Consider the following 25081-nt stretch of genomic DNA (forward strand, 5'->3'; position numbering starts at 1 on the left):
TCTAGTTTTAGCGTTGGGGGATGCCCATCACGGCCTGGATTTTGCCTAGCAGTGAGTGTTGTTTTAGCCAGGCGGGCATTTTTGGGTTATCGGTTACTACGTCAAGTAACGCACGCACGCGGCTTGGTACGGCGGCATTGTCGGGCGAGGGCTTCAGGAATTCCAAATCCTTATGGGACAGATCAAGCACGGGCACGCCGATTGCCTGCAAGCCTTGCAGCAGCGGCGCGCTGGGGTTTTGTTTCATTTCTCCGTTGATAAAGAGGGTGCATACTCCATCGGGGGTGCGGAAGATTATCATTTTGGGGTTTTCCTTTCTTTTAGGTTTAGTAGGTTTTCCTTGGTAGATTTCGAGGGCGCGTTGGTGGATTTGGTCGAGGCGCGGGCGGTAGTAGTCGCCGGGGCAGTCGGTGGCGACATGCTCGGAATGCGGGTGTAGTCGCACATTTGCGAGGTGTGGGTAGAGCCGATAGTAGCGGGCGATTTGTTGGGCGAGGTTTTCCAAAGTGGCGTGGATTAGGTCGTGTGGTGATTGCCCGTCCCATGGCCAGCACTCTATCCCGATGGAAATCGGGTTAACCTGCATTGCGTGCCAGGCGGCGTATTGCGGATCCACTAGCTCTTTTACACCGCCTGGCCAGACTACGGCGTGAGCCGATACTTGGCTAGCGGGGGTGCAAAGGTGCTTGATTACCCCGGCGGGATCTGCGTTGCGGTGCCATTCAGGCAAGCCCCACCAGTGGATCACAATAAATTGGGGTGTTTTACCGTTGCGCGGCGAGTAGTTTGGTGAGGTCATCGGGCACCTCCTCTAGTGAAGTGTTATCAAGGTAGCTAATGTTGTAATCAATTTTTAGTTTGGTTTTTTTGCTGCTGAAGGTGATGAAACGGATTTCTTGCGGGGCATGGATATAACTGCTTGGCTTATATACAGGTTTGTGCGGCCAACCATCATGTTCTATGAGATTTTTGCCCATATTTTCCTCCCATGAGCTAAATGTATCTATTGTCATGGTCTTGTGGTCATAGGTGAGAAAGTACTTAGGGAAAAGAATACTATCTTCTGCCTGGATTTCTATCCAGTCATTGTCCTTATACCTGACTTCCTCTTTATTCCTTGTGTATTTGAGGCTCCAGGCTTGCATGACGACAGCTTCAGAGTTGAAATAGTATTCCGGCAATTCGTCTAGCGGTTTCCCGCCTTTCGGGATTGAGGTTTTGAGTTCCTCAATGTGTTGCAGGGCTTGGGTTTTTGCCTTGTCGAGTTCGGGGTTGGTTTCCCGGTTCAAAAGAAAATTGTTTATATCGGTGGCGGTAAGCAGTTGCCCGTCGGTGAATATCATGATGAAGTCTCCCTTTTTAGAAGTGGATTTTGAATATAGCGCTGATTTCCCCGCCGTCGTCTAGGTCGCCGGTGATTCGTACGATGTTTCTTTCGATGGAGATGTTTCCTCCGGGGTTTCTATATAGGAGTACTTCGCAGAATTCGGGGAATATGATTAGGCCGTCTTCTTTGAGTTCTGGTTGTCTTCCTTTCCTGAAAGACTTATATTTTTTGGCGAAGATGTAGAGGATGCGTCCGTAGTCGAGGTGTGGACCTGGTGGGTTCGCGGCCAAATATGCTTCAGCTTCTTTGATGGCGGCGCGGGTTTCCTCTATCGCTTTGGTGAGCGCGGTAGGGTCGTTTACGAGGTAGTTGTTTACGTCGGCGGCGGTGAGTATTTCGCCGTCTCGAAAGGTTTTAGTTGGCAAGGGGACCACCTCCGTTTTGGATCCAGAGCGCGGGGGATGCTTCGGGGTTGGATGCGTTTTTGATTTTCTGTTCTAGCCCGTCGATTAGGGGCTTAACTGTGGCGTGGTAGGTGGCCAGGTCTTTCTCGGGTGCTTCTACCATCCAGCGGTTGATTTGGTCGGCGGTGAGTATGTCGCCAGGCTTGAAAATAGGTGGTGCTTCATCTGTCATTATTGTTTTCTCCTTGCTTGAATCATGTAATAGCGGGTTAGCCAGGTGTAGGGTGTGAGCCGGTTTTCGATAGCGTAGATACGGTGCTCAGATATACGGTGCTCGAACTCGATTTTTACGTGGTCGAAAAGACGGGTTATGACGCTGCGTAAGGGCGCGGCCAGGGCGTTTACTTGCACGCTGTTTACGTTTAGGGTGTTGGGGTCAGCGATTACCGGGCGGGCTAGCACGTAGTCGGCTAGGGCTTGCGCGCCTTCGGGGGTGGCCACGGTGGCGGTAAAGGTTTTGGCTTGCGCTCCGTAGGTTTCCAGCGCGGCTAAGGATGTCGCGGTGTAGGTTTTAGTTGCGTCTTGCCAGGTGCCGTTTTGTGTGGTTGCGGTGTGATTTTCTACTTTGACTTGGGATAGTTCCTCAGCGGAATCAAAGCTGGGGGTTACGTCGATGTAGTACCAGGGCGCTTCTTTCGTATCCCTGTACCGGTCGGTAAACAACGGTGGTTGCTGGGGTACTGGGATTGCCCACGCGGTCTTAATCGGCGGCTCGCCTAGTATCGCGCCGTCTAAGGGCGATTCTCCGATAGTGAACAAGGGTTCTAGCGGGCGGGGGTTACCCACCGCCAAATAGTCGATGTCTAGTTTAGATTTGCCGATGGTGAAGCCAGCGGTCGCACCGGGTGGCACGTCTGCTGGGTCGGTTAGTATGGGGGCGATGCTCGCGCCTTGGGGTGCGATGCGGTGCGCGTCTAGGGGCGATTTTCCGATGATGAACCAGGGAATCGGGTTGTGTGGCATCACGTCGCTATCGGGGGTAAAGATCAGTTTTCCGTCTGGCTGTGTCCACCACGCGCCACCTACCGAGGCTATGGCCATGTCCAGGTGCGTGGCGAGCGGGGCTTCCCTGACCGTTGCTGATAGCCGGTTGTCTACCGCCGGGGCGGTGTCGAAGATTTCGTAGGGCGCGGTATCCCCAATCAGGCGTTTTAGGCGTTCGGTGAGGGTTTCCCCGTCTTTGCGTACGCCGTAGCGGGTAGTAGCAGCGAGTTTCCCTACCACGTCCACGAACTCTAGGGTGCAAGTCGAGTACTTGCGTAAATGCCCTTTACGGGGTTCATATTTCATTTTCCGCAAATAGCCGGTAAAAATAAGTTGCCGGGTGAGCCGGTGGTAGCAGCGTACTTTTAGCCCGTGACGTAGCCAAAGCTCGCGCGGGTCGATATTTTTCAGGGTGACGGTAAGGGTTCCAGCTTGGGCTACTGGTAGCACGCCTTGCGAGGCCGCGCCACGCCTAATCTGTAGGGTCATTGCAGGACCACAAATGTCACGCCATGCCAATTCAGGTAGTCCTTGGGGTAGGCGGTCGGTGTCTAGGTGGGATTGGCCTATACGGAATCCCTTAGAGTACACCGCGCCGCCGCCAAGCGGGTCTTGCCCGATTTTCGATTTCCCGATGCGGAAGGCCGGGGCATGGGTGGATGCTTCGATTTCCAGGCCAATCAAATCGTAAGGTAGGGGCTGTGACTTTGAGGGTTGGTCGCAAAGCAGCTCTAGGGCGGTTACTTGTATCGACTTTGCGCCGCTGATAGTCAAAGACACTGGCAGGATAGACAGCGTGTGCATGATTAGCTGGTTTCGGCCAGGCTCCAAGATTTTGAGGTCTTCCCCGAAAGAAACTTGCACCACGCGAGGCGCGGGCGGTTTCGCTGGTTGTGGTTCGTCTTCCTTGGGCTTGGGCGGATCCGCTGGTTCCGCTGAGAGTGTGAGTTTCAGGGTGTGCAAAGTACCGGGGCGTAGCAAATCAAAGGGCACGGTAACTATCTCTTCGGTGGTGGCGGTAAACACGCCTGATGGATAGAAGCGCGGGTCTACTAGCCCCTGCCAATGTGCAAGGTCTGGTGGTAGTATCGGGGCGGGGCTGTGGGGTCTCATAGGTTCCTGTCGCTCCCGTTTACAGCGTAATGCTCGTTCAATGCTTCTGCTATTACCCGCCCAGTTTCCACGCTGGGGTTAAGCGCGTTTACGTGAATATGAATCTCAGGGGCACGGGTTTTCGAGTAGTTGTCGTTCCTGGTTAAGGCTCCTAGCTCGAAGCCCGGCGCGGTGAAAGTGTTACCTGCGATGTCGCTAGACAAGACGTTTAGCTGCCGTTTCAGGTTACCGCGCTGGGATTCAATTCCGTTCATCAAGCCCTGCATAATGGCCTTGCCCGCCGGTTCGAGTAGAACCCGGTCGTAGTCGATAGGTCCTTTATGCGCGGCAATCCACGCGGCGAAACCTGAGACTTTCTTTTTCACTTCCTCCCAACCAGCGGAAATACCCCTAAAGAAACCATCCAAGAGCGCTTTACCGGGGGCTACGAGCAAACTGCCTAGGTCTCCGATTGCTGAGTTCACGCGAGAGCCTAGCCCGGCTACCCATTTCACGGCGTTATCGATGCCGTTGCGGATGGAATCGACTACAGCGTTCCAAGCGTCAAGGACAATCTTTTTGGCGGTGTCCCAGGCGGTTTTGAAGAAGTTAACTATCCTGTCCATGGTTTGCTTGGCCAGGTTGCGCATGGTGTTCATCACATTGATAAACGTTGCCTTCATGGTGTTCCAGGCGTTGATGAAGAAGGCTTTGATAGCGTTCCAGGTGTTTTGCCAGAACTGGCGCGTGATTTTCATCCAGTTAAGGAAGAAGGCTTTGAGCGCGTTCCAAACGTTCAAAGCGAAGGCTTTCAGCGCGTTCCAGGTAGAGGTGAAGAAGGCTTTGATAGCGTTCCAGGTTTTTTTCCAAAGATCGCTGATGAATTTCAAGAATGCGGTGAGGGCTTTCTGGAAGGCTTTCCACGCGGCCTTAGCGAAGGCTTGGATGCCTTTCCAAATCACCTCGAAGAAGGCCTTGATAGCGTTCCAGATGGTCTGCCAGTAGTTCACCACGAACTGCAAATATGCGATGAAGGCGGCCTTGAGGGCTTCCCATATCATCGTGAAGAAGTCTTTGATTGCCGTCCAAATTGTGGTGAATATGTTTTGTACGGTGTTCCATATGGTCTGCCAGTGTCCTACGACGAAGCTAAGCGAGTTGATGAAGGTGTTTTTTATGGCCTCCCACGCGCTGATGAAGAAGTCACGGATTGCGTTCCATACGGTTTCGGTGGCGGTCTTGATGGCGTTCCACGCGCCTATCAAAGTGTCTCGGAAGGTTTTGCAGTTGTTCCAGGCGTAGATGAATGCGGCCACGAGGGCGGCGATAGCGATGACTACGAGGCCGATGGGGTTCGCGGCCATGACGGCGTTGAGGATGCCTTGCACCGCCGCGTAGGCTTTGGTCGCTACCGAGGCGGCTTGTAGTCCTTTGGAAAACAGGGCAATGCCACCAGCAAGGCCGGTTACGGCGGTGGCTATCGCGGCGAAAAGCGCGGGGTGTGCTGAGATCGCGGCGGTGAGCGCTTGCAAAGCTGGTAGCAGCATTACCGCTATTTGTTGGATGATAGGGGCGGAAGCTGTGCCTATTTGCATGATTAGCGGCAGCATCGTCATAAGCGCGGGCGCTACGGTGTTAGCGAGGAATGCGCCGATTTTTTCTAGTGCGGGTCCTAGTTTTTGCCCTGAGGTTTCTGACCATCGGTCGAAGGCGGGCATTACCCTGTCAGTAATGAAAGACGCGAGCTTGTCTACTAGGGGTACTACTTGTTGCCCTAGTTTTTCTTTGACTTGGCTCCAAGCTACTTTGATTTTGTCGGTGCCGTTAGCGGTAGCGAGCGCTACGCCTCCCACCTGTTTTTCGATAGCGGAAAGAACCAAGCCTTGGGCTTCGTGCATCTTGTTTGATTCCACGAGTGCCTTGATTTTGTCTTTTTCCGCTTGGGTGAAAGTCACGCCAGAGCGAGCCAGAGCGGTAATCCCTTTAATCGGGTCATTCAAGGCCTTGCCGAGTTGCACGGCGTTTTGCTCAGCGCTACCGAAGCCCGCCGCACCCATGTCCACGGCGGCCTTGGTCGCGCGGTCAAAGTGGTCTCCGACTTTCCCGGCGGTCGCGGCCAGTTCCTTGAAGGACATTAGCTTGGCCTGGGTGAGTTTGATTTGGTTTTGGTCTACCCCGGTTTGTCGGGCGGTGACGTTAGCGAGTTTTACTAGCCGGTCGGTTACCTGCTGGGTTTGGTTGCCGAACAGTCCCATGGATTTAGCTACTTGCCCGATACGCGCGTTAGACGTTCCAGCGGTTTCCCCGCTGGTTATCAAGGTTTTAGTCAGAGCCACTGCCCCGGCGGTAGCCCCAACCATAGCCAGGCCTAGCCCTTTAGCCGTCCCGGATATTTTCGAGAATTTGCTTTGGATTTGCCCGTGTAGTTTCTCGATTTCTTTTCTGGCTTGCCCAGCGGAAGCCAGAATATCAATCACGATTTTAGGCCTAGAGCCCGCCATATTGTTCACCTCCTTTCTTGGGCTAGTTTGATGATTTCCTCACGCTCTTTGAGCGTGAGGGTGTAGTAGGTTTCGGGGCTAAAACCGAGATTCAGCGCAAATCCGGCGTAGTCTTCGGTGTAGCCCCGCTCAATTCCCCCACCGTCTCCGCGTCCAGGGGCGGCAGGCTAGCGGCGATAGCTTCGGCGATTTCCGAGCGTTTCGCTACGTGCTGAGTGGGTTTCTCTAGCAGCGCGGCTATTTCGTCCATGTTCAGCTGCTCGATGTCGTCCATAGTGGCCTGGGGGAATCCCCCGCGCTTGGCAAACACTAAAGCTAGGGCGGTCATGAGACGCACATCTACATTGTTGCCTTCAGCAGCTTCAGAGATTTCTCCGAGTTTCTTACCTGAGTATTTTTCTACAGCGGCAATCTCTCCGATAGTGAGGTTACTAATATCCATTTTAGTCCAATCCGTATATTCGTAGCTTTTTTTCAACTTCTTTATGGAACATGAATTGCGCGTAGGGATACGAGGCGTTTATGGCTTTATCCACAAAGTTCTGCGTTTTTTGGTATTTGGTTCCGTAATTAGGAAATACCCCATACCAATATTTCCTTGTTCCGATTGATACAGTTGCTTTCCTGGCGCGTTTCAGGGATTTTATTGTGCCTTTGAGGTGCCCGGTTCTAACTGGTACGAGTTTTCTTAACTGGTTTGCGCCGTGATCTGCGATTCTGCGGAAAGCGGGTTGCAGTCCTTCGAGTGAGCCAGTGGCTTTTTTCATGCGGCTCATTGCCCGGCCTAAGCCGTGGATTTCGCAACCCGTCTCTACTATCGCGGTTTTTGTGCCCCGGCGACGCATTACCGACTACCTGTTGGCTTGGGTTTCCCGGCTTCCATGCCCGCGCCCTCTACCGCTCCCCCGCTGGTTACCTTGGTGGGGGTGGCGGTGCAGGGAATCTCGGTCTCGAAATCATAGCTGCTAGAGCCAGCGCCGCCGCCAAGGCCTTCACGGTTTTCGATTTTGACTTTCCCCGTGAAATGCGGCTTCGCGGCGGTGGGCTGCGCGTTGCCATGCGGGGCATAAACGTATTCGAGTTCTTCCCCGACGTGATCCCAAATCCACGACCAGAAAGAAGCGGGGTCGGTGGATTGCACGGCGGTAATAGCAAAATACCATTCTTGGCCAGCGTCCCCGTTAGCCGCGTCAGCAAAGGTGGTAGTTCCTTTGTCTGCTTTGCGGGTTTTCAGTTCGCATTTGGTGCAATCTGCCCAATGGTCTTGCCCGCCGATTTTCAGTAGTAGGCCGGTTCCGTAGATGCGATCAGATGATTTGTAAGCCATGATTATTATTCCTTTCGATAGTCGGTAGTGGCTGTGAGTTCATAGGCTAAGAATTGTTGTCCATCGGCGGCCTGCGCGATGAAGTGGCTCCCACCAGAGATTTCACTGTTTTCCAGGGTCGCTAGCAGAGCGGAAATCATAGCGTCCAGGCTGCTTACTTCAATCTCAAGATCACCTGCTCGGGCGGCGATTAGGGTGATTTTGAAACCGATATTGAAGCTCTGGTAGGTGTCGCCGGTGTCCACTGCGGGGGCAGTGTCCAAGATTACGGCCGGTCCTTCCAGGCGATCGGGCGGAAAAGCATACACTTTGACTTCGGGAAATCCCTCTTGTAAGGATTCCTTTAGTTCACGTCTGGCTTGGGCTATCATTTAGGCCACCGCCATTCTTAGGAAAGGTGCGAGAGTGGCACGTGCCTGAGCCAGCGGATCTAGGCGAAGGCGGATGGTTTGCCCGCCGTCGAGATCCGCGTAGGATTTCACGCCGTTAGGTGCTGCTTTACGGGCGTAGAGATCGGCGGCGGTGTCCAGCACGGCGCGTTTCACGATAGCGGGCGGGGGCGGGGTAGTTTCCCTCGCGTCCACCATCAGGGTTGCCACGAGTGCCACGGCCTCATCGATGCACGCTGCGAGCGCCTGGGTGGTGGCATTGCTGCCTCCCAGGTGCTCGGATAGCTCCGAAGGCGTAGGTCTAGGGATTCCGACGCTCATTATCCGGCCAATCCACTAACAGGTACCAGTGCTGCGGGCATTTCCGCCGCGTAGGCCGCGTAGAAATACACGCTGAAATCCTTAGACAAGTTCAAGATATTCTCGTCTTGCAAACGAACCAAGGAAGAAAGATAGCTGCGGATAGCGAGCTTGTTTTGGAACACCGCGCTAGCGGTGGTTGCGTCAGTATCAAGTACTACGGGGATGTTGAGTAGGCCGCCTTTCAAGCCCGAAGCAGTCAGGGTTCCGAGAGTGTTTACCCCGCCGTCATGCATGGTCAAAAGCGGCCTTCCGTCTTTGCCTTCCATCTTGGCGAGATGTTTGAAAACATTCTTGTCTACGATTAGGTTGTCGATGGTTAGGCCTTGTTGCTCGAAGAGTAGCGCCGCGTCTACCACCGCGTCTACCCAATCGCCCCAGGCCATAGTGGCTAGAGATTTGCCGGTCAGTTTCTGGGTCGCAGCCTTCACGGTGGTGTCATAGGTCTCATGGAAAGACTGGCGGGCGGTTTGCCCAGCAGCGATAGCCATAGCGCGTAGATGATGGTCAAGGATGCGTACGTGGCCGCGCTCGATTTCTTGGCGAGACAGCGAGGTAGCGCCGCCGAAGGTCTCTATCTGGGCGGTTTTGGTTTCCACCTTCAGGTTGCCCATAGCCAGGTTGTCGCCTTCCTTGGCCTGTTTAGCGACCGTAACCGTATTAGCTTTCAACTGTGCGTATTCCAGGGTAAAGCCCTCGGAAGGCAAATTGCCGGTGGAAAACAAGCTGCGGATTCCCGCGCCTTGGTCTACCAGGCGGGTCAGGTCACCCGCCCATTGCGGGGTCAGCACGGTATCGGCGCTGGTGCCACCGCTGTAGGCTCGCTCTTGGATGGAGCGCAGCGCGGCTTGGTCATCTTCATTACCGCCTAGAGCAGATTTGATGAATGTGGCAGCGCTACGGGTATCCGGCGCGACCTTGGCGGGGTCTTGCCAGGGCGGGGTGGTTTTCAGGATTTCCACGGCGCGGGTTAGGTCTTCCACGCTAGTGCGAAGATCGCGTAGGTTATCGGTTTCCACGCTTGCGGCGTTGGTTTCTTTGGTTTCGGTGTCCATTTGGGTTTCCTTTCTAGTTGGTTTTTGTCGGACTTTTTCTACTGTGGCGTTTTCATAGGCGGGGAATGGAGTTAGGGATACTTCCATGACTAGGGCTTTCGTGATTTCACGGTGTACCCCGTCTTCTTGCTGGGTGTCGTTGTATTCCAAAGCCTGGAAGCCGATACTAAGCCCGGTGTACACGGCGGCGCGGGCGAGTTCCAGGGCTTCATCCCCGGCGGGTGTGTTCGCGATTTTGCCGATGATTTTCCATCCTTGCGGGGTGTCGCGTCCTTCCACGGTGCCGATGGGCTTGCGGTGTTCAGCAAGTAGTTTGCAACCGGCTTTCGGCACGGTTACCGCGCCGGGGGCGATCCGCTCGAAGAATCCTTCCCAGATTTCGGTTTCATCATCGTAGGGCACGCCCAGGCCGATAATCTCGCGTTCTTCGGTATCAGTGCGAGCTAGGGCGGTGGCGCGGTGAAAGATTTCGCTAGGCATTGGTATTCTCACTTTCCGACTCAGGCTCAGGTTCAGGAGTTGGTGTCACTTGTAGGGGTGGTAGGCCTTCGATGGCTCGGACTTCATCGATAGTAAGGAATCCGGCGCTAATCCCGATTTGATGCGCCTGATAGCGCGTGTAGGTGTCGGTACGCAAAAGCGCGTCAAGGTTGAAACGCGCGGTTTGCCCATGCGGCAGAATGTCAGATAGCGCGGCCTCGATTTCCCTAAGGTAGGCCATGAGCGTCCACTTCACAAACTGCAAATCTTCCTGTTGAGCATTCGCGTAAGTAGTCGAAGAACCCTTGAGTGGCGCGAGCATGAGACGCGCCGGGATACCAAACAGGCGCGCTATTTGGGTAACATTGAAGTTTTGGGTTTCCAGAAACTGAATCTCCTCCGGTTTCAGCGAAAGAACCTGAAATTTAGTACCCTTGCCTAAAACTGCGATGCCTTTACCAATCGCTTGGGTTTGATTCCATTCCTCCCTGGTCTCCTGAGCCAGCGAGGGGCTAATGGCCTGGTCTGAAGTCAAAATACCGGTGGGGATTCCCCCGCCGTTTACCAGGCTCGAAGCATAGTCTGCTAAATCCAAAGCACCTGCGAGGTTACGCCGCGCGGCCTGGATAGGACCCAAGCCTTCAACTTCCCCAGCGACAGTAAGTAGTTTCAAATGGCAAATATCGCGAGTCGTGTAGAGTCGGCCTTGGTAGGTGTAATCAATGATTTTGGTTTGCGGATTCTGCTTCGGTGTAACCTCCAAGGGCGGTAGGACATCGAGGGTAAGGATTTGCCCGCTCGGGGCGCGGGTGATAAGCCAATACGCGTTGCCCCGCTGTGCGAGCGACGCGACGGTTTCCACAATGAAGCGCGATTGTGTCGAGCCTATATTGGGGCGGCGAACAATAGAAGGCGGGGGGTCGAGTAGGTCTTTCCCGCGCCAAGCATCGATGGTCAGCTGCTTAGCGGCGGTTTCCAGGATAGACAGCGCACGGTACACGGCTTCTAGACTCATTGCCTGTCGTGGAGACAGCGCTAAGTAGCCTTCCCGGTTCGGTGGTAGCACGGCGGGATTGGTTACTACCTTTGCTTCGCGTTTGAGGAATGGAAACAACTTCATGTATTCCAGTATCCAAAGACGACATCACGATTCCGGGGGGTTACGGCGTGTCGCATTCAGCTTGTCGCCTGGGTGGCGAGTCTCTTTTTGCCTCGCGCGGTAGTGGTAGTTATGGATTGCGTTACGCGCGGTGTGCCTCTGGGGGTGCCAACCAGCCTCATGTTTAATCAGCGCGTTTTCGGCACGCTCGGGGGTGAGACAGAGCTGCCTCCATCCGCAAGGGCACATCGCCAAATGCGTATAGTCAGATGAATCTATCCAACGAGTAGACATAACAGTTTCTTTCTATAGGAAGATTTGGGGGCGGGAATCAAAATTCAGAGCACCATACAAAGCGGCGATAGCGGCGCGGGCGGTATCTACCGCGCCGGTAGAATGCCTAGGGCTTATGGCCATTCCTCCGGCCATTGGTTTCAACACCGCATGAGCAAAGGCATCTTTGATTTCCGGGGTACCATCATGGGTGAGCCTCCCGGCGGTGATACGCGATAAGAATTCACTGTTAGCGGTGGCGTATTCTTTGGGTTTCAGCGCGTAGATGGTGGCTCCGGCGCGGCGCAATCCTTCGATTATAGGCCGGTTATCCCCCGAGTCGTCTGCTACCAGCGCGGCGGGGGCGAGGGTGTCTTGCAAGTGTTCGATGGCTTTTTCTATCCAGGCCGCGCCTGCTTTCGAGATAAGCCGATGCAAGCAAACGCTATCGTCTTGTTGCCAGGCGGCGTAGATGGTCGCGCCGGTGCGCCCCTCCGCTATGTCAAAAGCAATCGTAGCCCCGGTCGGTGTCTCGCTAATCTCGGTTGCGAGTCCGTCCCACGTCTCTAGGTCGATGATTGAGGTTTGCGCATTCGTAGGCCAGAGATTCAAATAAGCCCGTCGGTACAAGTGGTCTTTCTCGTCCTTCCCCAGGGCTTTCAACTTCCAAAGCTCTTGAGTGTAGCCCAGCGCTGGGTGAAATGACAGCGCCGCGTCCCCGCGTAGGTCAGCGTCGGCGGTTTCCTCATCAGCGGACCATTCAAAGAAGGCGGTCGTCGCGTCCGGGTCACTGGTGGCGGCGCGTCCATCATCCACCAATGACTTTAGCCACTGTGAGCGCGTGTCCCCGGCGGTGGAGATAATCCATACTTGCGAGTGAGGGATAGTCAACCCTACCGGGTTTAGTGCGGCCATCAAATCATCGCCCTGGGCTTGGTCAAATGCCCACGCCTCATCCACAATCGCTAACGGTGAAGTAGCGCCGTGTAGCCCGCCAGGGGTAGGCGCAAAGGGCTGTATAACCGATTCAGTACCCTGAAACACGATTTTCTCGTTACCCGTGCCTTCCAGGACTTTCACGCGGGGCTTACCGTCAGGCCCCGTGCCCATCTCCTTGCGCAGCTGCTTTGCGAGTTCGCCCCATTTCTCCACCGCGTCCTTACGGGTCTGCGCCGTGTAGTACACTTTGCAACCAGGATTCGCTTGTGCCACGGCGGCCATAAGCGCTTTAATCAACGTTGTCTTACCAGACTGCCTAGGGACTGTCACTATAACGCGCTGGTAGCGAGCACGCTCAGGATTCGCGGCTTGACGCTCGCACGCCACTTCCGCCACGAGTTTCTGCCAGGGCATTAGCGGGGTCTGTAGGAAACGCGCTACGAGTTCGACTTGCCCGCCGGTAGTCGGGTTCGCGGGATTCCGCTTAGTGGCATACTTAGGCGACATGATTCAGGTCTGCTTCCTGATTGAGTTGATCTAGGAATACCTCGTAGGGATCCACCGCGTTGCTAGTAGTGGACTGTGGCAACGCGCCTAGTAGTTCTTTGAACTGGCCAATCATCGTGACGTGCGCGATAGTCTTACGGCCAGCAGCAAACGCCACGTCTAGCTCGTGAGCCAGCGAGTAAAGCAGCTGAATCTCTGCTGCGAGCTGTAGAGTCTGCTCAACAGTGAGGTCAAGCGATTCTATCTTTGCTCTAACGGCTTTCACCATGGCATTCGAGGCCATGAAGGGATCACCTAGCCCCGGTAGCTCAGGTTGCCAACCAGGATTCGGTTCTATCTCACTCATACATGTTTCCTTTCGGTTCGATTTCCGGATTTTCCGCGTCATTCCAACGTTTTTTTACAGGCTTTTGGAGATAAAGAAAGGCTGCCGTGATCTATTTCCCAGGGGTGCTATTGGAAAAAACCTGGGGGGAACACCGACGGGTCGCAGCGGGTAGGGCGGGGCGGTAGGTGGCGGTTGCCCCGGCGTGCGTTACAACCGAAGTGGCAGGGTCTGAGGTTTTCGATACTGTCGCTACCGCCACGGCTCCGTGGTACCAGATGCTCCAGGCTCAAACGTTTCGGGTGGTTGTGCCCATAGACAGCAGCGTTAGAGTACTCGGCCAGAATAGGCTCCCTGCAATAGCAGCAGCGTGCCCCGTACATCGAGACTGCCAGACGCGAAAGGTCGCGTATCTTCCTGCCTCCCCAGCTCATCGGCCTATCCAAGCGGTAGCGTCCGGCGTGTACTGGCTACTCTTACCCTCGCGCTCCATCAAGCGCCGATACATTGCAGGGTCATGCTCCCTGACATGTTCCATATAGGCCTGGCCTTCCAGGCGTTCATGATATGACTGGCATAGCAGGCACCAGTTAGCGCCGCTCATACCAGCAGGAATGGGATGCAAACGTTCCCATTCAGCAGCCTCAGCGATTCTCTTGGCCTCCGTCTGCTGGTTCAACAAGGCTAGATTCTCCCGCGCCTTGCGGTTCCTCCACTCTGCTTGCTGTTTCTTAGTCCACCTGCGTTTCTCTGGTCGGTCGTTTATTCGGTTGCATGAGGGGCAAGCAGTACCTCCCTTCGTGTAGCCATGCGGGCATAGCGGGTTATCCTCATCGCTAGCGATTGCGCTGGTCATAGTATCTTCCTTTCCTATAGCCCAATCAGGTGGGGGTGTCTGTGCCTGAATATCTCTCTCAGCGCTTTGAGGCGCTGAGAGATATTCAGAATTGAGGTGTGAACTTAGTTCCGTACGGCGTGACCTGCGGATATTAGCGGTTGCTTTTTTGAGTAGCGCTAGACGGCGGGCGGTCTCGGCGCGGCGCTCTGTCCATTTCGAGTAGCCCTGTTTCCAGGCCTGTCGCACGAGATCTAGCAGCACGTGACGGCAAACAGTTATGAAGCCAGGCTTAGGCTTGCCCTCTTCGATTAGGCCGCGTTGCCAGGTGATAACGCCTAAGCCCTCTAGGATTAGTAGGCAACGTGATGTCCACTTCTCACTTAGGCCTGCTGATTGCGCGATTTGCCAGACAGTGCAATCGATGCCCTGCTTAGAGCGGGCGCGGTTCACAATCGCACCCAGGGTAGATCGCACGCCCTGCCACTCGCGGCCAGCGAGCTCGCCCCACCCCGCACGGCAAAGCGAGCGGTACAAGACAGGCGCGGGGGTCTCAACACTAAGCGCCATGAGGCTCCCCTTTCAGCTCCTGGATAGCGTCAAGCAGCGCGTCCAAGGCTCCAACCGCCAGCTCATGACTACGCCCCGGCGCTGGCCGCATTTGCACCAGCTGAAACAGAGCGGCCTCGATTTCCAGGTGAGCTGCCACCAGCGCGGCTAAAGCGCGGTCGCGTCGCAAGCGTCTTCGTGGTACATAGAATCCTGCTATCACGGCTATCCCCGCTCCTCGAGCGCCTCACCGAGACGCTTGCTAGACAGGTCAAGGCCTACGTCTAGCGCCTCGTCGATAGCATCGTCAATGAGGTAGACGGCGCGGCGCGTGTAGTCATCTATCGAGGAATCCTTGAAAGTCTCACTAGGCTTCATATACCGCAAGGCTGTATCCAGCTCGCGCTTAGCGTTCTGCAACGCGCGCGTCACACGCCTAGATCTGATGTGTTCTTCCCGTAATTTCATGTTCATAGGGCTTCACTTCCTTGTAAATTGGGACTCATGGGTTTTATGAAGAAACTGGGTAAGGCCATTGAAAAGGCCGCTAAAGAAGCCGAAAAGCAGTCGAAACAAAATGCGAAGCAGAATGCGAGGCTTGAGATGGAGGCCAATCCCGAGGCGTTCACCATTGCCGGCGCGTCCTACAGACAATCCGCGTTTAGGCAGTTCGCTAAAGAATCTGGGTGCGACAGGTCTGGGAAGCGGATTCGCGTGAAAGTAGTCCTTATGCCAGAGCCTGACAATCCGAAGGATCCGGATGCTATCGCGGTGTTTACCCCGAGGATGCAGCAACTTGGGTACATTCCAGCGGACATGACGGCATATATCCACGCCAAGATTCCGCCGATTAACCGGAAGCAGACATGGAAGATTACCGCGACAGCTGAGCTTTACTGGTGGAAAAACCTCTACCTGGTAAACATCTGGTCTTAGCATCGCTAACCTTCCTCTACCAGTAGAGCGTGGTCATCGATGACCACGCTCCCCGCGTGGTGTCCTACCGCGATTCCAGGGATTTCCACGCCAGCATTCTGCAAACGCTCGATGTCTCTCAAGGACCAAGGGATTTGTCCGTTCATGCGGCGATTGAAGCGAGACTGCTGGTAAGCAATGTTTTTTGCAAGTCTCGATTGTGAGAGTTTCTTGATTTCTAGGTGCTTTTTTACGGCTCTAGTCACCATGTCATTAAGTTCCATGCACACAAGTTAAGCATTTTTCACATAGTTTAGGCAAGCGACACGCGCCCTAGATAGGATTTTGCCGTTGATTGTTATGCGCTTTTCGCATAGAATGGGCGTATGAGCATTGCACAAATCGCACCTTCGAACATTGATACGGCCAGCATCGTTGCGGCCAATATACGCGCTGAAGCGGCGCGGCGCGGCTACTCTCAGAGTGAGCTAGGCCGCGCTCTTGGCATTACCCAATCGCAGATTAATCGGCGGTGGCGTGGTGTCATACCGTGGCAACTGGCAGAACTGGATACAGTTTCGTATTTGCTAGGCGTTTCGGTCATTGAACTTGTTACCCCGCCGCGTGGCGGTCTGGGATATGAAAAAACCGCCCCGAAGGGCGGCAATCTTGGTTCGTGGCTCCCGCGGCTGGATTCGAACCAGCAACCTGCCGATTAACAGTCGGACGCTCTGCCGTTGAGCTACGCGGGATTGCGGGTATAAGTCTAACAGACTTATACCCAGTTTGTCTATTTGGTGCCACGACAAGGAAAAATGCCAGAAACGGCGTATCGGTTTCGCCACTGCCCCCAGAACTTGTTAGGATACATATGCCCTGTTAGCTCAGTCGGTTAGAGCAGCGGACTCATAATCCGTTGGTCGTGGGTTCGAGCCCCACACAGGGCACTGCTATAAACCTTGCAATAACGCTAGAAAATCTAGTTTTGATAAACCTGGATACCCTGTCAGGACATACCCAGGACACACCGTCAGGACATACCCAGGACACACCGTCAGGACATACCCAGGACACACCGTCAGGACATACCCAGGACACACCGTCAGGACATACCCAGGACACACCGTCAGGACATACCCAGGACATAAGCGAAACAGTTTTCGTCTTTGGTGCCCCCCGAACAACGGCAGAAACACCAGCAAACATGAAATAACAGAAAAAAGGTACCCGCCAAGGAAAAACCCAGACCACTTCACGTTCGCGCATTATCTTGCAGACAGACCAACGGAATTCACGGAGGTTAAAACCAAAGCTGGCGGTGCCTGTCACCGACATCGACAGGCACCACCATCGCATCCTTCAAGGCCGCACCCGAAGCCAAACAGACACATAAACATTTTGCTAAATTAATTGCCATCCTAACACCCCAGGTCACAGGATTATCCCAATACCGAGATGTCTACATCTGTCTGTTCTGTGCCCATCCCGAAGTAAGAAACAAGCACCTCATGAAACCGAACGAGGCAGCGAACACTACCCGCGACGGCGATTCGCGTCGCGCAGCGCACGCTGTGCCTCGCGGTTATCCTCGCGCTCGCGGATGGTCTGGCGCTTGTCCCATTCCTGTTTGCCGCGAGCCAAAGCAATCTCGACCTTGGCGCGACCGCCAATAAAATACAACTCCACCGGCACCACCGTGTAACCCTTCGCCGCCACCCCGTTCTCTAAGCGCAGAATCTCGCGCTTATGCAGCAACAATCTCCGCTTCCGTTTGGGCGAGTGATTCGTCCACGACCCGTAAAAATACTCGGGAATATTCGCCCCCTGCAACCAAGCCTCGCCCCGGTCAATCTCGACCCAGGCCTCACTCAAGGATGCGCGACCCATCCGCAAGGCTTTTACTTCGGTTCCAGTCAGCGACAGACCCGCCTCAAGGCGATCCTCTAGAAAATAGTCATGCGCGGCCTTTTTGTTGCGTGCAATGACCTTCTTGGCATCGGCCGCCGCCTTGGCTTTCTGCGCCGGCGTCATTTTCGCGCTGCCCCCAGATTTCCCAGCTGCATTCTTTTTACCCATAAAAGCCAATCCTACCAGCCGAAGCGGTAATCCCCCGCTGGCACCTCATGAAACGCCACCCGACGCACCCCAACCCTACAAACTGCCCATCAACACCTGATACGAATCAATCGGGGTGCCGTTCTTCCACGTCTCAAAATGCAGGTGACAACCGGTGGACAACCCCGTAGAACCCACTAGCCCAATAACCTGGCCTTTCTCGACGTGCTGGCCACCAGCCACCTTAAACGCAGAAAGGTGCGCATAAGCCGTCTGCCAGGCTATCCCGTTGATAGTCCCGTGATTAACAATAATCCGGTTCCCGTAACCATCGCCCTGTGACGTACGCACAGTTCCAGACTGAGAAGCAAAAACCGGCGAACCGCAGGGCATGGCCAAATCCGTCCCCGAATGCAGCATCCTGGTATTAAGAATAGGGTGCGTGCGCCACCCGAAAGGCGAAGTGCGATTCAAAACCGAAAGGGGTGCCCCAAAAACTCCCCCCGTAATCACCCGGGCTTGCATTCTGCGGGCTTCTTTAACCAGTTGGGCGATTTGGCGCGCGGCCTCGGCCTGGGCAGCCTGTTGTGCCCGAATTTCCTGTTCAAAGGCCGATTTCTGGCTGTTCAGCTGCTGTTGCTGGACGGCTTGGCGGCCTTGCAAGGTTTGCAACTCGGCAAGCTGTTTTTGTTCCGCTTGCTTGGCTGCATCCGCCGCCGCCACTGCCCCGCGCGCCCGAACTTCCAATTCGCCGATGCGCACCGTCACGGCCTCTTGACGCGCCCGCGCATTAGCCGCCACCGCTTTCGCTTCCTCGGCGGCCTGTATCACCTGGTTTTGGGACTGTGCCGCCCGGTTCACCGCTTGGGCACGAATCGCCAGTTCATCGGCGGATCGCGCATCCCACAGCAACGTCCACACCGAGGCATCCAGTTTCTGACCCCGATAGGCCTGCTGTGCGATTTGCCCAATCGTGACCTGGGTTCTAGCGATGGCTTTCTCGCCGGATTCGATGTCGCCTTGCAGTTTCGCTTTCTGCTTTTGGGCATTCTTTAGCCGGGCTTGCACCGTGGCCAGTTCCCGCCGAGTTCCCGCGAGTTTCTCTTCCGCATCGGCCAGTTCGCTTTGCGCGATAGGGATAGCGTTTTTGGTGCGTTCCAACTGTAACGCCAGTTCCACCAGGTTGGCTTTCACGCCCTCAAGCTGGATGGCCAGTGCGGTTTCTTTCTTTTTCGCGGTGGTTTTTTTCTGTTCCAAACGCTTGCGTTTGGCGGTGCTTTCGGTGGACGCCACTGCATGAGGTGCCATCCGGGATATTGAACTTACGCCGGGAATCTGGGCTGGCACCTCATGAATCGGCACCCCCGAAACCCCGACGCCCCCCGAAACCCCACGCGGAACAGCCTCGGCAACCCCACCGAGACTCACCATCGTCAGGAACACCGCCCCCACCAGGGAAACCCGCCACAAACTGCGGACGCGCATCACACCTCTAAGTTTCATTCTCATCCTGCTTCCGACCGGTTCACCGTCACCTCAAACCCGCGTATAGCGGTTCAGCGAAACCGCCGAAGCCAACACGGCCAACACAATCGCCGCCAACACCAACACTGGGGAAATCAGCCACACATCACGTTCACTGATAATCCGCACCGTCCCGGAAAGACCATCCAGCCACTCGCCAACCAGGAACTTTACCGTCCCCCACAGCACCCCCACCGCCGCGAGGGCACCAATGGTCGCGGCAATCGCGCCCTCAACCATGAAGGGCAGCTGCACAAACAGATTAGAAGCCCCCACCAGACGCATAATGGACGTCTCGCGTTCGCGGCTCATCGCGGAAAGCCTGATTGTGGTGGTAATCAACAGCACCGCCGCCACAATCATCGCTACCGCCAGGCCAATCGAAAGCATCGTGGCCTGGTTCAAACCAGAAAACAGCTTTTCCAGGATTTTCTTTTGATCGATGACCTGAGCCACCCCGGGACGACCCTGGATTTCCTCGACCACGGCGCGGTATTTCTGGGGATCAACCAGTTTGATGCGGAAAGATGCCGGCATCATATCGGCCGTAACATATTGGTAAACCCCCTCGGAACCCATCAGATTCTTGAAGGTCTGGTAGGCTTCCTCTTTGGACTCGAAATACACGTTTTCGACATAGGGCTTGAGCCGCTCGGATTTCAACAGGGTTTCCACCGCGTTGATTTGTTCCGAGGTAGCTTCCTGGCCGTTACAGCCGCGCGACAGGTCGTTTTTCGCGCACATAGACACGGAAATCTCGATTTTCCCGTACCAGGTATCACGCAGATTGTTAATCTGGATTTGCGCCAAGGCAGCCGAGCCTACGAACAGCAGCGACACACAGGTGACGATAATCACCGCAACACTCATCGCCAGGTTACGGCGCAAACCCTGGCCGACTTGGGATAACACAAAGGCAAGACGCATCTAGATTCCCTCCGCTGTGGTGGTTTCATGGCCGGGACGAGCGGTTTTCCCGGATTTGCCAGTGGTGGAACCGAGAGCGGCTTCACCACGCGGAGCCAAGCCGCCGTATATCCCCCGGTCTTGGTCACGAACCACGCGCCCTTCGTCGAGCTCGATGACACGTTTACGCATCTGGTTGACGATTTCCTCGTCATGAGTAGCCATCACCACAGTGGTTCCCGCCCGGTTGATACGATCCAAAAGGCGCATAATCCCCAGCGAAGTCGCGGGGTCGAGGTTCCCGGTAGGCTCGTCGGCCAACAAGATTGGCGGGCGGTTCACCATGGCACGCGCAATCGCGACGCGCTGTTGCTCCCCACCGGAAAGCTCGTGGGGGAAACGCTTGTCTTTACCCCCCAAACCGACCATTTGTAACACTTCGGGAACAACCCGGCGAATCACCCGGCGTGGTTTCCCGATAACCTGCAAGGCTATCGCCACATTATCGTAAACATTCTTGTTTTCCAGCAGGCGGAAATCCTGAAACACCACCCCCAGTTGGCGGCGCAGCTGCGGCACTTTCCAACGCGAAATCCGACCCAAGTCCTTGCCCAGCACCATAATTTTTCCTTCGGTAACGCCGTATTCGCGCAGCACCAAGGACAGGAAAGTGGATTTGCCGGAACCCGAGGTTCCCACCAAAAACACGAACTCCCCCCGCTCGATACTGAGGTTTACCTGGTCCAAGGCGGGGCGCGCGCCCCGCTTATAGACCTTCGTGACGTTTTCGAAGGTTATCAAACCGTTTCTCCCTGCCTAGGCTTTTTTTCCACCTTAATTGGTAACGTTTTGATAACTTCACATTGACACGCGTTTTATCCGTAACTCCTTGTGAAAACCTGATTTCGAGCCAGCACCTCATGCACCCGAAAGCTAACAGAAACCCCTAGCCTTACGCGTGCAACTGTTGGTGTTTACGCCACCGAATACCTTCGTCGATGAAAGCGTCAAGGTCGCCGTCGAACACGGCATCGGGGTTGTTGGATTCGTGCCCAGTGCGCAAGTCCTTCACCAGTTGCTGGCCATAAAGGAAATAGGATCGCATCTGGTCTCCCCAAGAAGCCTTGACATCCCCCGCCAGTTCCTTCTTTTTCTCGTGTTCCTGCTGGTGGCGCAGCAATAACAATCGGGACTGCAATACTCGCATCGCGGCGGCGCGGTTTTGGATTTGGGATTTCTCGTCCTGCATGGAAATCACAATACCAGTGGGCAGGTGGGTCAAGCGCACCGCCGAATCCGTAGTATTCACCGACTGCCCCCCCGGACCAGACGAACGAAACACGTCGATTTTGATGTCACTTTCCGGCACATCAATGTGATCGGTAGTTTCAATCAAGGGGATTACTTCCACCGCCGCGAAAGAAGTCTGACGTTTCCCGGCAGCGTTAAAGGGACTTACCCGCGCCAGGCGGTGGGTGCCGGCCTCGACCGACAACCGTCCATAAGCATAAGGCGCGTCGATTTCGAAAGTCGCGGACTTAATACCAGCCTCTTCGGCGTAAGACGTATCCATCACCTTGGTGGGATACCCGTGACGCTCCGCCCAACGCAGATACATCCGCAACAGCATCTGAGCGAAATCAGCGGCATCCACTCCCCCCGCGCCAGAACGAATAGTAACCACCGCGAAACGTTCGTCGTACTCCCCATTCAGCAAAGTACGTACTTCCAAGGCCGCCAAATCAGCGGCGAGGGTTTTATAGGTCGCCTCGGCATCTTCCATAATCGCTTGCCCGTCGGCGCGGCCATCTTCGCTCATGAGTTCCTCTCCGCCCAGTTCCACCAGCGCCGCGAAGTCTTCCAGACGGGTTTTCATGGTTTGCAGACGCTCCAAATCAGACTGGGTAGCCGAGAGCGTCTGGGTTATTTTCTGGGCGTTTTCCTGGTCATCCCATAAATCGGGGGCGCTGGCCTGAGCGGTCAAGTCCGCAATCTTTTTTTGCAGCAAAGCCGGATCCATCACGGCTTCCACCGTGTCGAAAGTGGCTTGCAGTTTCTCAATCAGGGGCGCAAAATCATCTGGGGTCATCACGCTTTAAACCTATTGCAAACTTTAGTCCAACCCCAAACGCAATAGCTATTTGCAAAGCCAGCGTAAAGTTTTATGCTTATCCAGTGATAAAAGACGGCACCGGATCGTTACAGCCCTCACGGATAGTGATTCTAGCCTTCCTGCTAACCATGCTAGCGGGCACCGTCTTGCTCTGTCTGCCAGTCGCTCGCACCGGCGCGAGCGAAAACCTGATTCTTGACCAGTCACCGGCGTTGCCCGCCGCTGCGAACTCCGGGATAGCACCTCATGAACCCCCCACCAAAACGGTACCCAGCCTGGGGCCGGCCTTGCCCGGCGGAGCACCCCTGTCGGTGGCGCTGTTCACCGCCGCCTCGGCCACCTGCGTAACCGGACTGATTGTTGTGGACACGGGCACCTACTGGTCGCCCTTCGGCCAGACGGTGCTGCTGGGATTGATGGAGCTGGGCGGGATTGGCACCATGACGGTGGTCAGCCTGGTCAGCCTGGCTTTGGGGCGTGCCACCAGCGACACCCGGGAAGTCGCGGCGCACAGCCTGAGGGGTATTCCGCTGGGAGGAATAAAGCATACCGTGGCGGCGATTTTAGGGTTTTCATTAGTTGCCCAGATGATTTTCGGCGTAATCCTCGCCTGGCGCCTGGGGGCTTCCGGGAAAGTCCCGGGCGGGGCGATGGGAGTGTTTCACGGATTTTTCCTGGCGGCTTCGGCCTTTAATAACGCCGGTTTTGCACCCTGGACGGATTCGGTTACCGGTTTCAACCACGACCCGGTAGTGCTGGGTTCCCTGGCAGTACTGATTCTGGTGGGTGGTCTGGGCTTCCCGGTGTGGGCGGTGCTGTGGGTGAAAGGGCCGCATTGGTGGCGGTTGAACCTCAATGTGCGCATCATGCTGGTGGGCACGGCGGTGTTGGTGGCTGGGGGCACCGTGCTGATGGCCGCCCTGGAGTGGAATAACCCGGCGACCTTGGGAGCCCACCATCCCGGCGAGAAACTGTTGAACGCGTTTTTCGCGGCCGTCTCCCCACGGACCGCTGGTTTCAACGCTATCGACATTGGGGCACAGTACCCCGCAACCTGGCTGGTTACCGACGGGCTGATGCTGGTGGGGGGCGGGTCGGCCGGAACCGCCGGCGGGTTGAAAGTTACTACCACCGCCGTGGTTTTGGCCACCCTGTGGGGCGAAGTGCGCGGGGCGGGGGCGATTAATATTCTTGGGCTGCGCCTGGCTCGCGCCGCGCAACGCCAAGCCTTAGCCGTGTTTTCCCTGTTCATCGGCTTGGTGGGGATTTCGGTGTTCCTGATGGTGCTGACCACCCCCTGGGGATTGAGCCGCAGCCTGTTCGAAGTGTGTTCCGCGCTGGCCACCGTGGGTTTATCCACCGGTATCACCCCGAGTCTGCCAGTAGCGAATCAAGCCTTGTTGATTGCGTTGATGCTGGTGGGGCGCTTGGGGCCGTTGACCATCGCCACCGCGTGGGGAGCGCGCAAACGTCGTTTGGTCTATGAGCTGCCCAAGGATTATCCGTTGATTGGGTGAGCGCCAGGGATGTCGGGTGGCACCTCGTGAAAACGCGTTAGTTACGGCGTCACGAGGCGCCACCCCCAACCCCCGCCACCCCCCGAAAAACCACCCCAATAGGAAACAATAAGGAGCAACATGATAAACAGTGTCGCCGTTATCGGCTTAGGACGATTCGGGCTGGCGATGGCTCGCGAGCTGCAAGCGTCAGGCGTGGATGTGCTGGCGATTGACAAGGATGCCGAGGTTGTGCAACATGCCGCCGGCAGTTTGCGCCACGTTGTGCGCGCCGATGCCACCAGCCGCGAGGCTTTGGAACAACTGGCAGTGGGGGATTTCAACGCGGCTGTCGTGGCGATAGGCGGGGATTTAGCCGCCTCGATTCTGGCGGCTTCCGCTTTGCTGTCCCTGGGGGGACCCGAGGTGTGGGCGAAAGCCGCGAATCCCCAACAGGGCGAGATTTTTGGGCAAATGGGTATCACGCACGTGTTTTACCCCGAAACCGAGATGGGGCGACGCGCGGCTCACCTGGTGGCGCAGTCCTTTGCAGATTACATGGATTTGGGTCACGGTTTTGCGCTGGTGATTACCACCCCCGACCCAAAGTATTGCCGCGCCACTTTGGGGGAACTGGATGTGCGCCGACGCGAGGGGTTTTCTATCGCTGCGATTCGCGGCGAAGACGGCGAATGGAGCACAGCACACGCTGGCACAGTGCTGCATGAAGATGACCTAATTATGGTGGTCGCGCCGGTCAAGACGATTACCCGGATTACCCGGGGACGCAAGTAGTTGTGGACGCATAAATCGAGTTTTCAGGGGATAATAGGAGTGTGATTTATTTCGTTGAGGATGATCGCAACATTCGCGACCTGGTGGTTTACACCCTGGGTTCCACTGGTTTCGAGGCGTTCGGCTGTGAAGACGACAAGGCTTTCCGCGCCGAGATGGCGAAAACCCGCCCGGAACTGGTGCTGTTGGATATTATGTTGCCCGGCACCGACGGTATCCAGATTCTGCGCCGTTTGAAAGCCGACCGCTCCACCGCCGATATCCCGATTATTATGGTCACCGCCAGGGGAGCCGAGTTCGAAAAGGTCAAGTCCTTGGATTTAGGTGCCGACGATTATGTGACTAAGCCTTTCGGGATGATGGAACTGGTCAGCCGGGTACGGGCAGTGTTGCGGCGTTCCTCGCGGAGCACGCAGGATTCCGTCGAGGAAGAGATTCTGACTTTGGGTTCAATTTCTTTGAATTTGTCTAGGCATGCCGTCATGGTGAATGGCGAAACAGTGACCTTGACCTTAAAGGAGTACCAGCTGTTAGAGGAGCTTATGACCCAACCGGGATTCATTTTTTCGCGTGACCAGCTGTTGGATTCGATTTGGGGGTATTCCTTTCATGGGGAAACCCGCACGGTGGATGTGCATATCCGCACCTTGCGCAAAAAGCTGGGCGAGGCCGCAAAGTATATTAAAACCGTGCGGGGCGTGGGGTACAAGGTATCCTCGCAGGGCGGCTGATTTTGTTAGTGGCCAGTCGATTCTCTGATTGTGGCGCGTA

At 55.6% G+C, this 25081-nt stretch carries 31 protein-coding genes and 2 tRNA genes; 7 read left to right on the forward strand and 26 right to left on the reverse strand.

Features of this window, described 5'->3' with window-relative positions:
* Positions 1 to 7: 7 nt before the first annotated feature.
* The 13 genes from F4555_RS06570 to F4555_RS06630 all read right to left on the reverse strand — a co-directional run bounded on the left by F4555_RS06570 (position 8) and on the right by F4555_RS06630 (position 11099).
* Positions 8 to 799: a peptidoglycan recognition protein family protein gene (locus F4555_RS06570; protein WP_115325931.1), complete on the reverse strand. Its 792-nt coding sequence runs from the start codon at positions 797 to 799 to the stop codon at positions 8 to 10.
* The gene (locus F4555_RS06575; RefSeq protein ID WP_115325930.1) at positions 765 to 1343 is read right to left on the reverse strand and encodes a serpin family protein; all 579 of its coding nucleotides are present in this window, start codon (positions 1341 to 1343) and stop codon (positions 765 to 767) included. Before F4555_RS06575 ends, F4555_RS06570 begins: the two co-directional genes overlap by 35 nt.
* Positions 1344 to 1359: 16 nt before the next feature.
* Positions 1360 to 1752, reverse strand: a complete 393-nt coding sequence (locus tag F4555_RS06580; protein ID WP_115325929.1) for a hypothetical protein — start codon at positions 1750 to 1752, stop codon at positions 1360 to 1362.
* Complete coding sequence (locus F4555_RS06585; RefSeq protein ID WP_115325928.1) at positions 1742 to 1963, reverse strand: hypothetical protein; 222 nt, start codon at positions 1961 to 1963, stop codon at positions 1742 to 1744. The genes F4555_RS06580 and F4555_RS06585 overlap by 11 nt, the downstream gene beginning before the upstream one ends.
* A complete protein-coding gene (locus tag F4555_RS06590) occupies positions 1963 to 3888 on the reverse strand; it encodes a hypothetical protein (protein ID WP_147286477.1) in 1926 nt (641 codons plus the stop codon). The genes F4555_RS06585 and F4555_RS06590 overlap by 1 nt, the downstream gene beginning before the upstream one ends.
* Positions 3885 to 6368, reverse strand: coding sequence for a phage tail protein (locus tag F4555_RS06595; RefSeq protein WP_115325926.1), 2484 nt, complete (start codon positions 6366 to 6368; stop codon positions 3885 to 3887). Before F4555_RS06595 ends, F4555_RS06590 begins: the two co-directional genes overlap by 4 nt.
* Positions 6369 to 6459: 91 nt before the next feature.
* Positions 6460 to 6810 (reverse strand): hypothetical protein, encoded by a 351-nt coding sequence (locus F4555_RS06600; protein WP_115325925.1) that lies wholly within the window; start codon positions 6808 to 6810, stop codon positions 6460 to 6462.
* Position 6811: 1 nt separating this feature from the next.
* Positions 6812 to 7213 (reverse strand): HK97-gp10 family putative phage morphogenesis protein, encoded by a 402-nt coding sequence (locus F4555_RS06605; RefSeq protein ID WP_115325924.1) that lies wholly within the window; start codon positions 7211 to 7213, stop codon positions 6812 to 6814.
* The gene (locus tag F4555_RS11625; RefSeq protein ID WP_004016464.1) at positions 7213 to 7695 is read right to left on the reverse strand and encodes a hypothetical protein; all 483 of its coding nucleotides are present in this window, start codon (positions 7693 to 7695) and stop codon (positions 7213 to 7215) included. Before F4555_RS11625 ends, F4555_RS06605 begins: the two co-directional genes overlap by 1 nt.
* Before the next feature lie 5 nt (positions 7696 to 7700).
* A complete protein-coding gene (locus F4555_RS06615) occupies positions 7701 to 8066 on the reverse strand; it encodes a hypothetical protein (RefSeq protein WP_115325923.1) in 366 nt (121 codons plus the stop codon).
* Positions 8067 to 8405: a hypothetical protein gene (locus F4555_RS06620; RefSeq protein ID WP_115325922.1), complete on the reverse strand. Its 339-nt coding sequence runs from the start codon at positions 8403 to 8405 to the stop codon at positions 8067 to 8069.
* A complete protein-coding gene (locus F4555_RS06625) occupies positions 8405 to 9979 on the reverse strand; it encodes an HK97 family phage prohead protease (RefSeq protein ID WP_115325921.1) in 1575 nt (524 codons plus the stop codon). Before F4555_RS06625 ends, F4555_RS06620 begins: the two co-directional genes overlap by 1 nt.
* Positions 9972 to 11099, reverse strand: coding sequence for a phage portal protein (locus F4555_RS06630; RefSeq protein ID WP_115325920.1), 1128 nt, complete (start codon positions 11097 to 11099; stop codon positions 9972 to 9974). The genes F4555_RS06625 and F4555_RS06630 overlap by 8 nt, the downstream gene beginning before the upstream one ends.
* Between F4555_RS06630 and F4555_RS06635 the strand changes: the two genes are divergently transcribed.
* The gene (locus F4555_RS06635; RefSeq protein ID WP_184076200.1) at positions 11084 to 11266 is read left to right on the forward strand and encodes a hypothetical protein; all 183 of its coding nucleotides are present in this window, start codon (positions 11084 to 11086) and stop codon (positions 11264 to 11266) included. The genes F4555_RS06630 and F4555_RS06635 overlap by 16 nt on opposite strands.
* A 118-nt stretch (positions 11267 to 11384) precedes the next feature.
* On the opposite strand, the gene F4555_RS06640 is transcribed toward F4555_RS06635, so the two are convergent.
* From F4555_RS06640 to F4555_RS06665, 6 genes are all read right to left on the reverse strand, one after another.
* Positions 11385 to 12797 (reverse strand): terminase large subunit domain-containing protein, encoded by a 1413-nt coding sequence (locus tag F4555_RS06640; protein WP_115325919.1) that lies wholly within the window; start codon positions 12795 to 12797, stop codon positions 11385 to 11387.
* Positions 12787 to 13143, reverse strand: a complete 357-nt coding sequence (locus tag F4555_RS06645; protein ID WP_255312882.1) for a hypothetical protein — start codon at positions 13141 to 13143, stop codon at positions 12787 to 12789. The genes F4555_RS06640 and F4555_RS06645 overlap by 11 nt, the downstream gene beginning before the upstream one ends.
* Before the next feature lie 107 nt (positions 13144 to 13250).
* Positions 13251 to 13556, reverse strand: a complete 306-nt coding sequence (locus F4555_RS11565) for an HNH endonuclease (protein WP_115325917.1) — start codon at positions 13554 to 13556, stop codon at positions 13251 to 13253.
* The gene (locus tag F4555_RS06655; protein WP_115325916.1) at positions 13553 to 14527 is read right to left on the reverse strand and encodes a hypothetical protein; all 975 of its coding nucleotides are present in this window, start codon (positions 14525 to 14527) and stop codon (positions 13553 to 13555) included. The genes F4555_RS11565 and F4555_RS06655 overlap by 4 nt, the downstream gene beginning before the upstream one ends.
* A complete protein-coding gene (locus tag F4555_RS06660) occupies positions 14517 to 14729 on the reverse strand; it encodes a hypothetical protein (protein ID WP_036383826.1) in 213 nt (70 codons plus the stop codon). Before F4555_RS06660 ends, F4555_RS06655 begins: the two co-directional genes overlap by 11 nt.
* Before the next feature lie 2 nt (positions 14730 to 14731).
* Complete coding sequence (locus tag F4555_RS06665) at positions 14732 to 14980, reverse strand: hypothetical protein (RefSeq protein WP_004016455.1); 249 nt, start codon at positions 14978 to 14980, stop codon at positions 14732 to 14734.
* A 30-nt stretch (positions 14981 to 15010) separates the two neighbouring features.
* Here F4555_RS06665 and F4555_RS06670 point away from each other — a divergent pair, with 30 nt between their 5' ends.
* A complete protein-coding gene (locus tag F4555_RS06670) occupies positions 15011 to 15442 on the forward strand; it encodes an HIRAN domain-containing protein (protein ID WP_004016454.1) in 432 nt (143 codons plus the stop codon).
* Between the two features lie 5 nt (positions 15443 to 15447).
* Here F4555_RS06670 and F4555_RS06675 read toward each other — a convergent pair whose 3' ends face one another.
* Positions 15448 to 15705, reverse strand: a complete 258-nt coding sequence (locus F4555_RS06675; protein WP_004016453.1) for a hypothetical protein — start codon at positions 15703 to 15705, stop codon at positions 15448 to 15450.
* 102 nt (positions 15706 to 15807) lie between these two features.
* Between F4555_RS06675 and F4555_RS06680 the strand changes: the two genes are divergently transcribed.
* A complete protein-coding gene (locus F4555_RS06680; RefSeq protein ID WP_087942501.1) occupies positions 15808 to 16140 on the forward strand; it encodes a helix-turn-helix domain-containing protein in 333 nt (110 codons plus the stop codon).
* Here the strand turns inward: F4555_RS06680 and F4555_RS06685 are convergent.
* Positions 16099 to 16173 (reverse strand) — tRNA-Asn (locus F4555_RS06685). The two genes, F4555_RS06680 and F4555_RS06685, sit on opposite strands and share 42 nt — an antisense overlap.
* 121 nt (positions 16174 to 16294) lie before the next feature.
* Here F4555_RS06685 and F4555_RS06690 point away from each other — a divergent pair.
* Positions 16295 to 16368: transfer RNA gene (locus F4555_RS06690), tRNA-Ile, on the forward strand.
* 586 nt (positions 16369 to 16954) lie between these two features.
* Here F4555_RS06690 and smpB read toward each other — a convergent pair.
* From smpB to prfB, 5 genes are all read right to left on the reverse strand, one after another.
* On the reverse strand, positions 16955 to 17497 hold the full coding sequence (gene smpB / locus F4555_RS06695) for an SsrA-binding protein SmpB (RefSeq protein WP_004011905.1): 543 nt from the start codon (positions 17495 to 17497) through the stop codon (positions 16955 to 16957).
* Positions 17498 to 17572: 75 nt separating this feature from the next.
* Positions 17573 to 18979 (reverse strand): M23 family metallopeptidase, encoded by a 1407-nt coding sequence (locus F4555_RS06700; protein WP_115325915.1) that lies wholly within the window; start codon positions 18977 to 18979, stop codon positions 17573 to 17575.
* Between the two features lie 33 nt (positions 18980 to 19012).
* A complete protein-coding gene (ftsX, locus tag F4555_RS06705; RefSeq protein ID WP_004011903.1) occupies positions 19013 to 19927 on the reverse strand; it encodes a permease-like cell division protein FtsX in 915 nt (304 codons plus the stop codon).
* Positions 19928 to 20707 (reverse strand): cell division ATP-binding protein FtsE, encoded by a 780-nt coding sequence (gene ftsE / locus F4555_RS06710; RefSeq protein ID WP_004018462.1) that lies wholly within the window; start codon positions 20705 to 20707, stop codon positions 19928 to 19930. It abuts the gene before it with no gap.
* 151 nt (positions 20708 to 20858) lie between these two features.
* Positions 20859 to 21995 carry a peptide chain release factor 2 gene (gene prfB / locus F4555_RS06715; protein WP_004011901.1) on the reverse strand — a complete coding sequence of 379 codons (1137 nt, stop codon included), beginning with the start codon at positions 21993 to 21995 and terminating at the stop codon, positions 20859 to 20861.
* 86 nt (positions 21996 to 22081) lie between these two features.
* Between prfB and F4555_RS06720 the strand changes: the two genes are divergently transcribed.
* From F4555_RS06720 to F4555_RS11440, 3 genes are all read left to right on the forward strand, one after another.
* Positions 22082 to 23536, forward strand: a complete 1455-nt coding sequence (locus tag F4555_RS06720) for a TrkH family potassium uptake protein (RefSeq protein ID WP_115325914.1) — start codon at positions 22082 to 22084, stop codon at positions 23534 to 23536.
* A gap of 120 nt (positions 23537 to 23656) precedes the next feature.
* Positions 23657 to 24310 carry a potassium channel family protein gene (locus tag F4555_RS06725; protein ID WP_004011899.1) on the forward strand — a complete coding sequence of 218 codons (654 nt, stop codon included), beginning with the start codon at positions 23657 to 23659 and terminating at the stop codon, positions 24308 to 24310.
* A 41-nt stretch (positions 24311 to 24351) separates the two neighbouring features.
* Entirely contained in the window at positions 24352 to 25041 is a 690-nt protein-coding gene (locus F4555_RS11440) for a winged helix-turn-helix domain-containing protein (RefSeq protein ID WP_115325913.1), read from the forward strand.
* Positions 25042 to 25081 lie beyond the last annotated feature (40 nt).

This window comes from Mobiluncus mulieris (genome assembly GCF_014204735.1).
Taxonomy (GTDB): Bacteria; Actinomycetota; Actinomycetes; order Actinomycetales; family Actinomycetaceae; genus Mobiluncus; species Mobiluncus mulieris.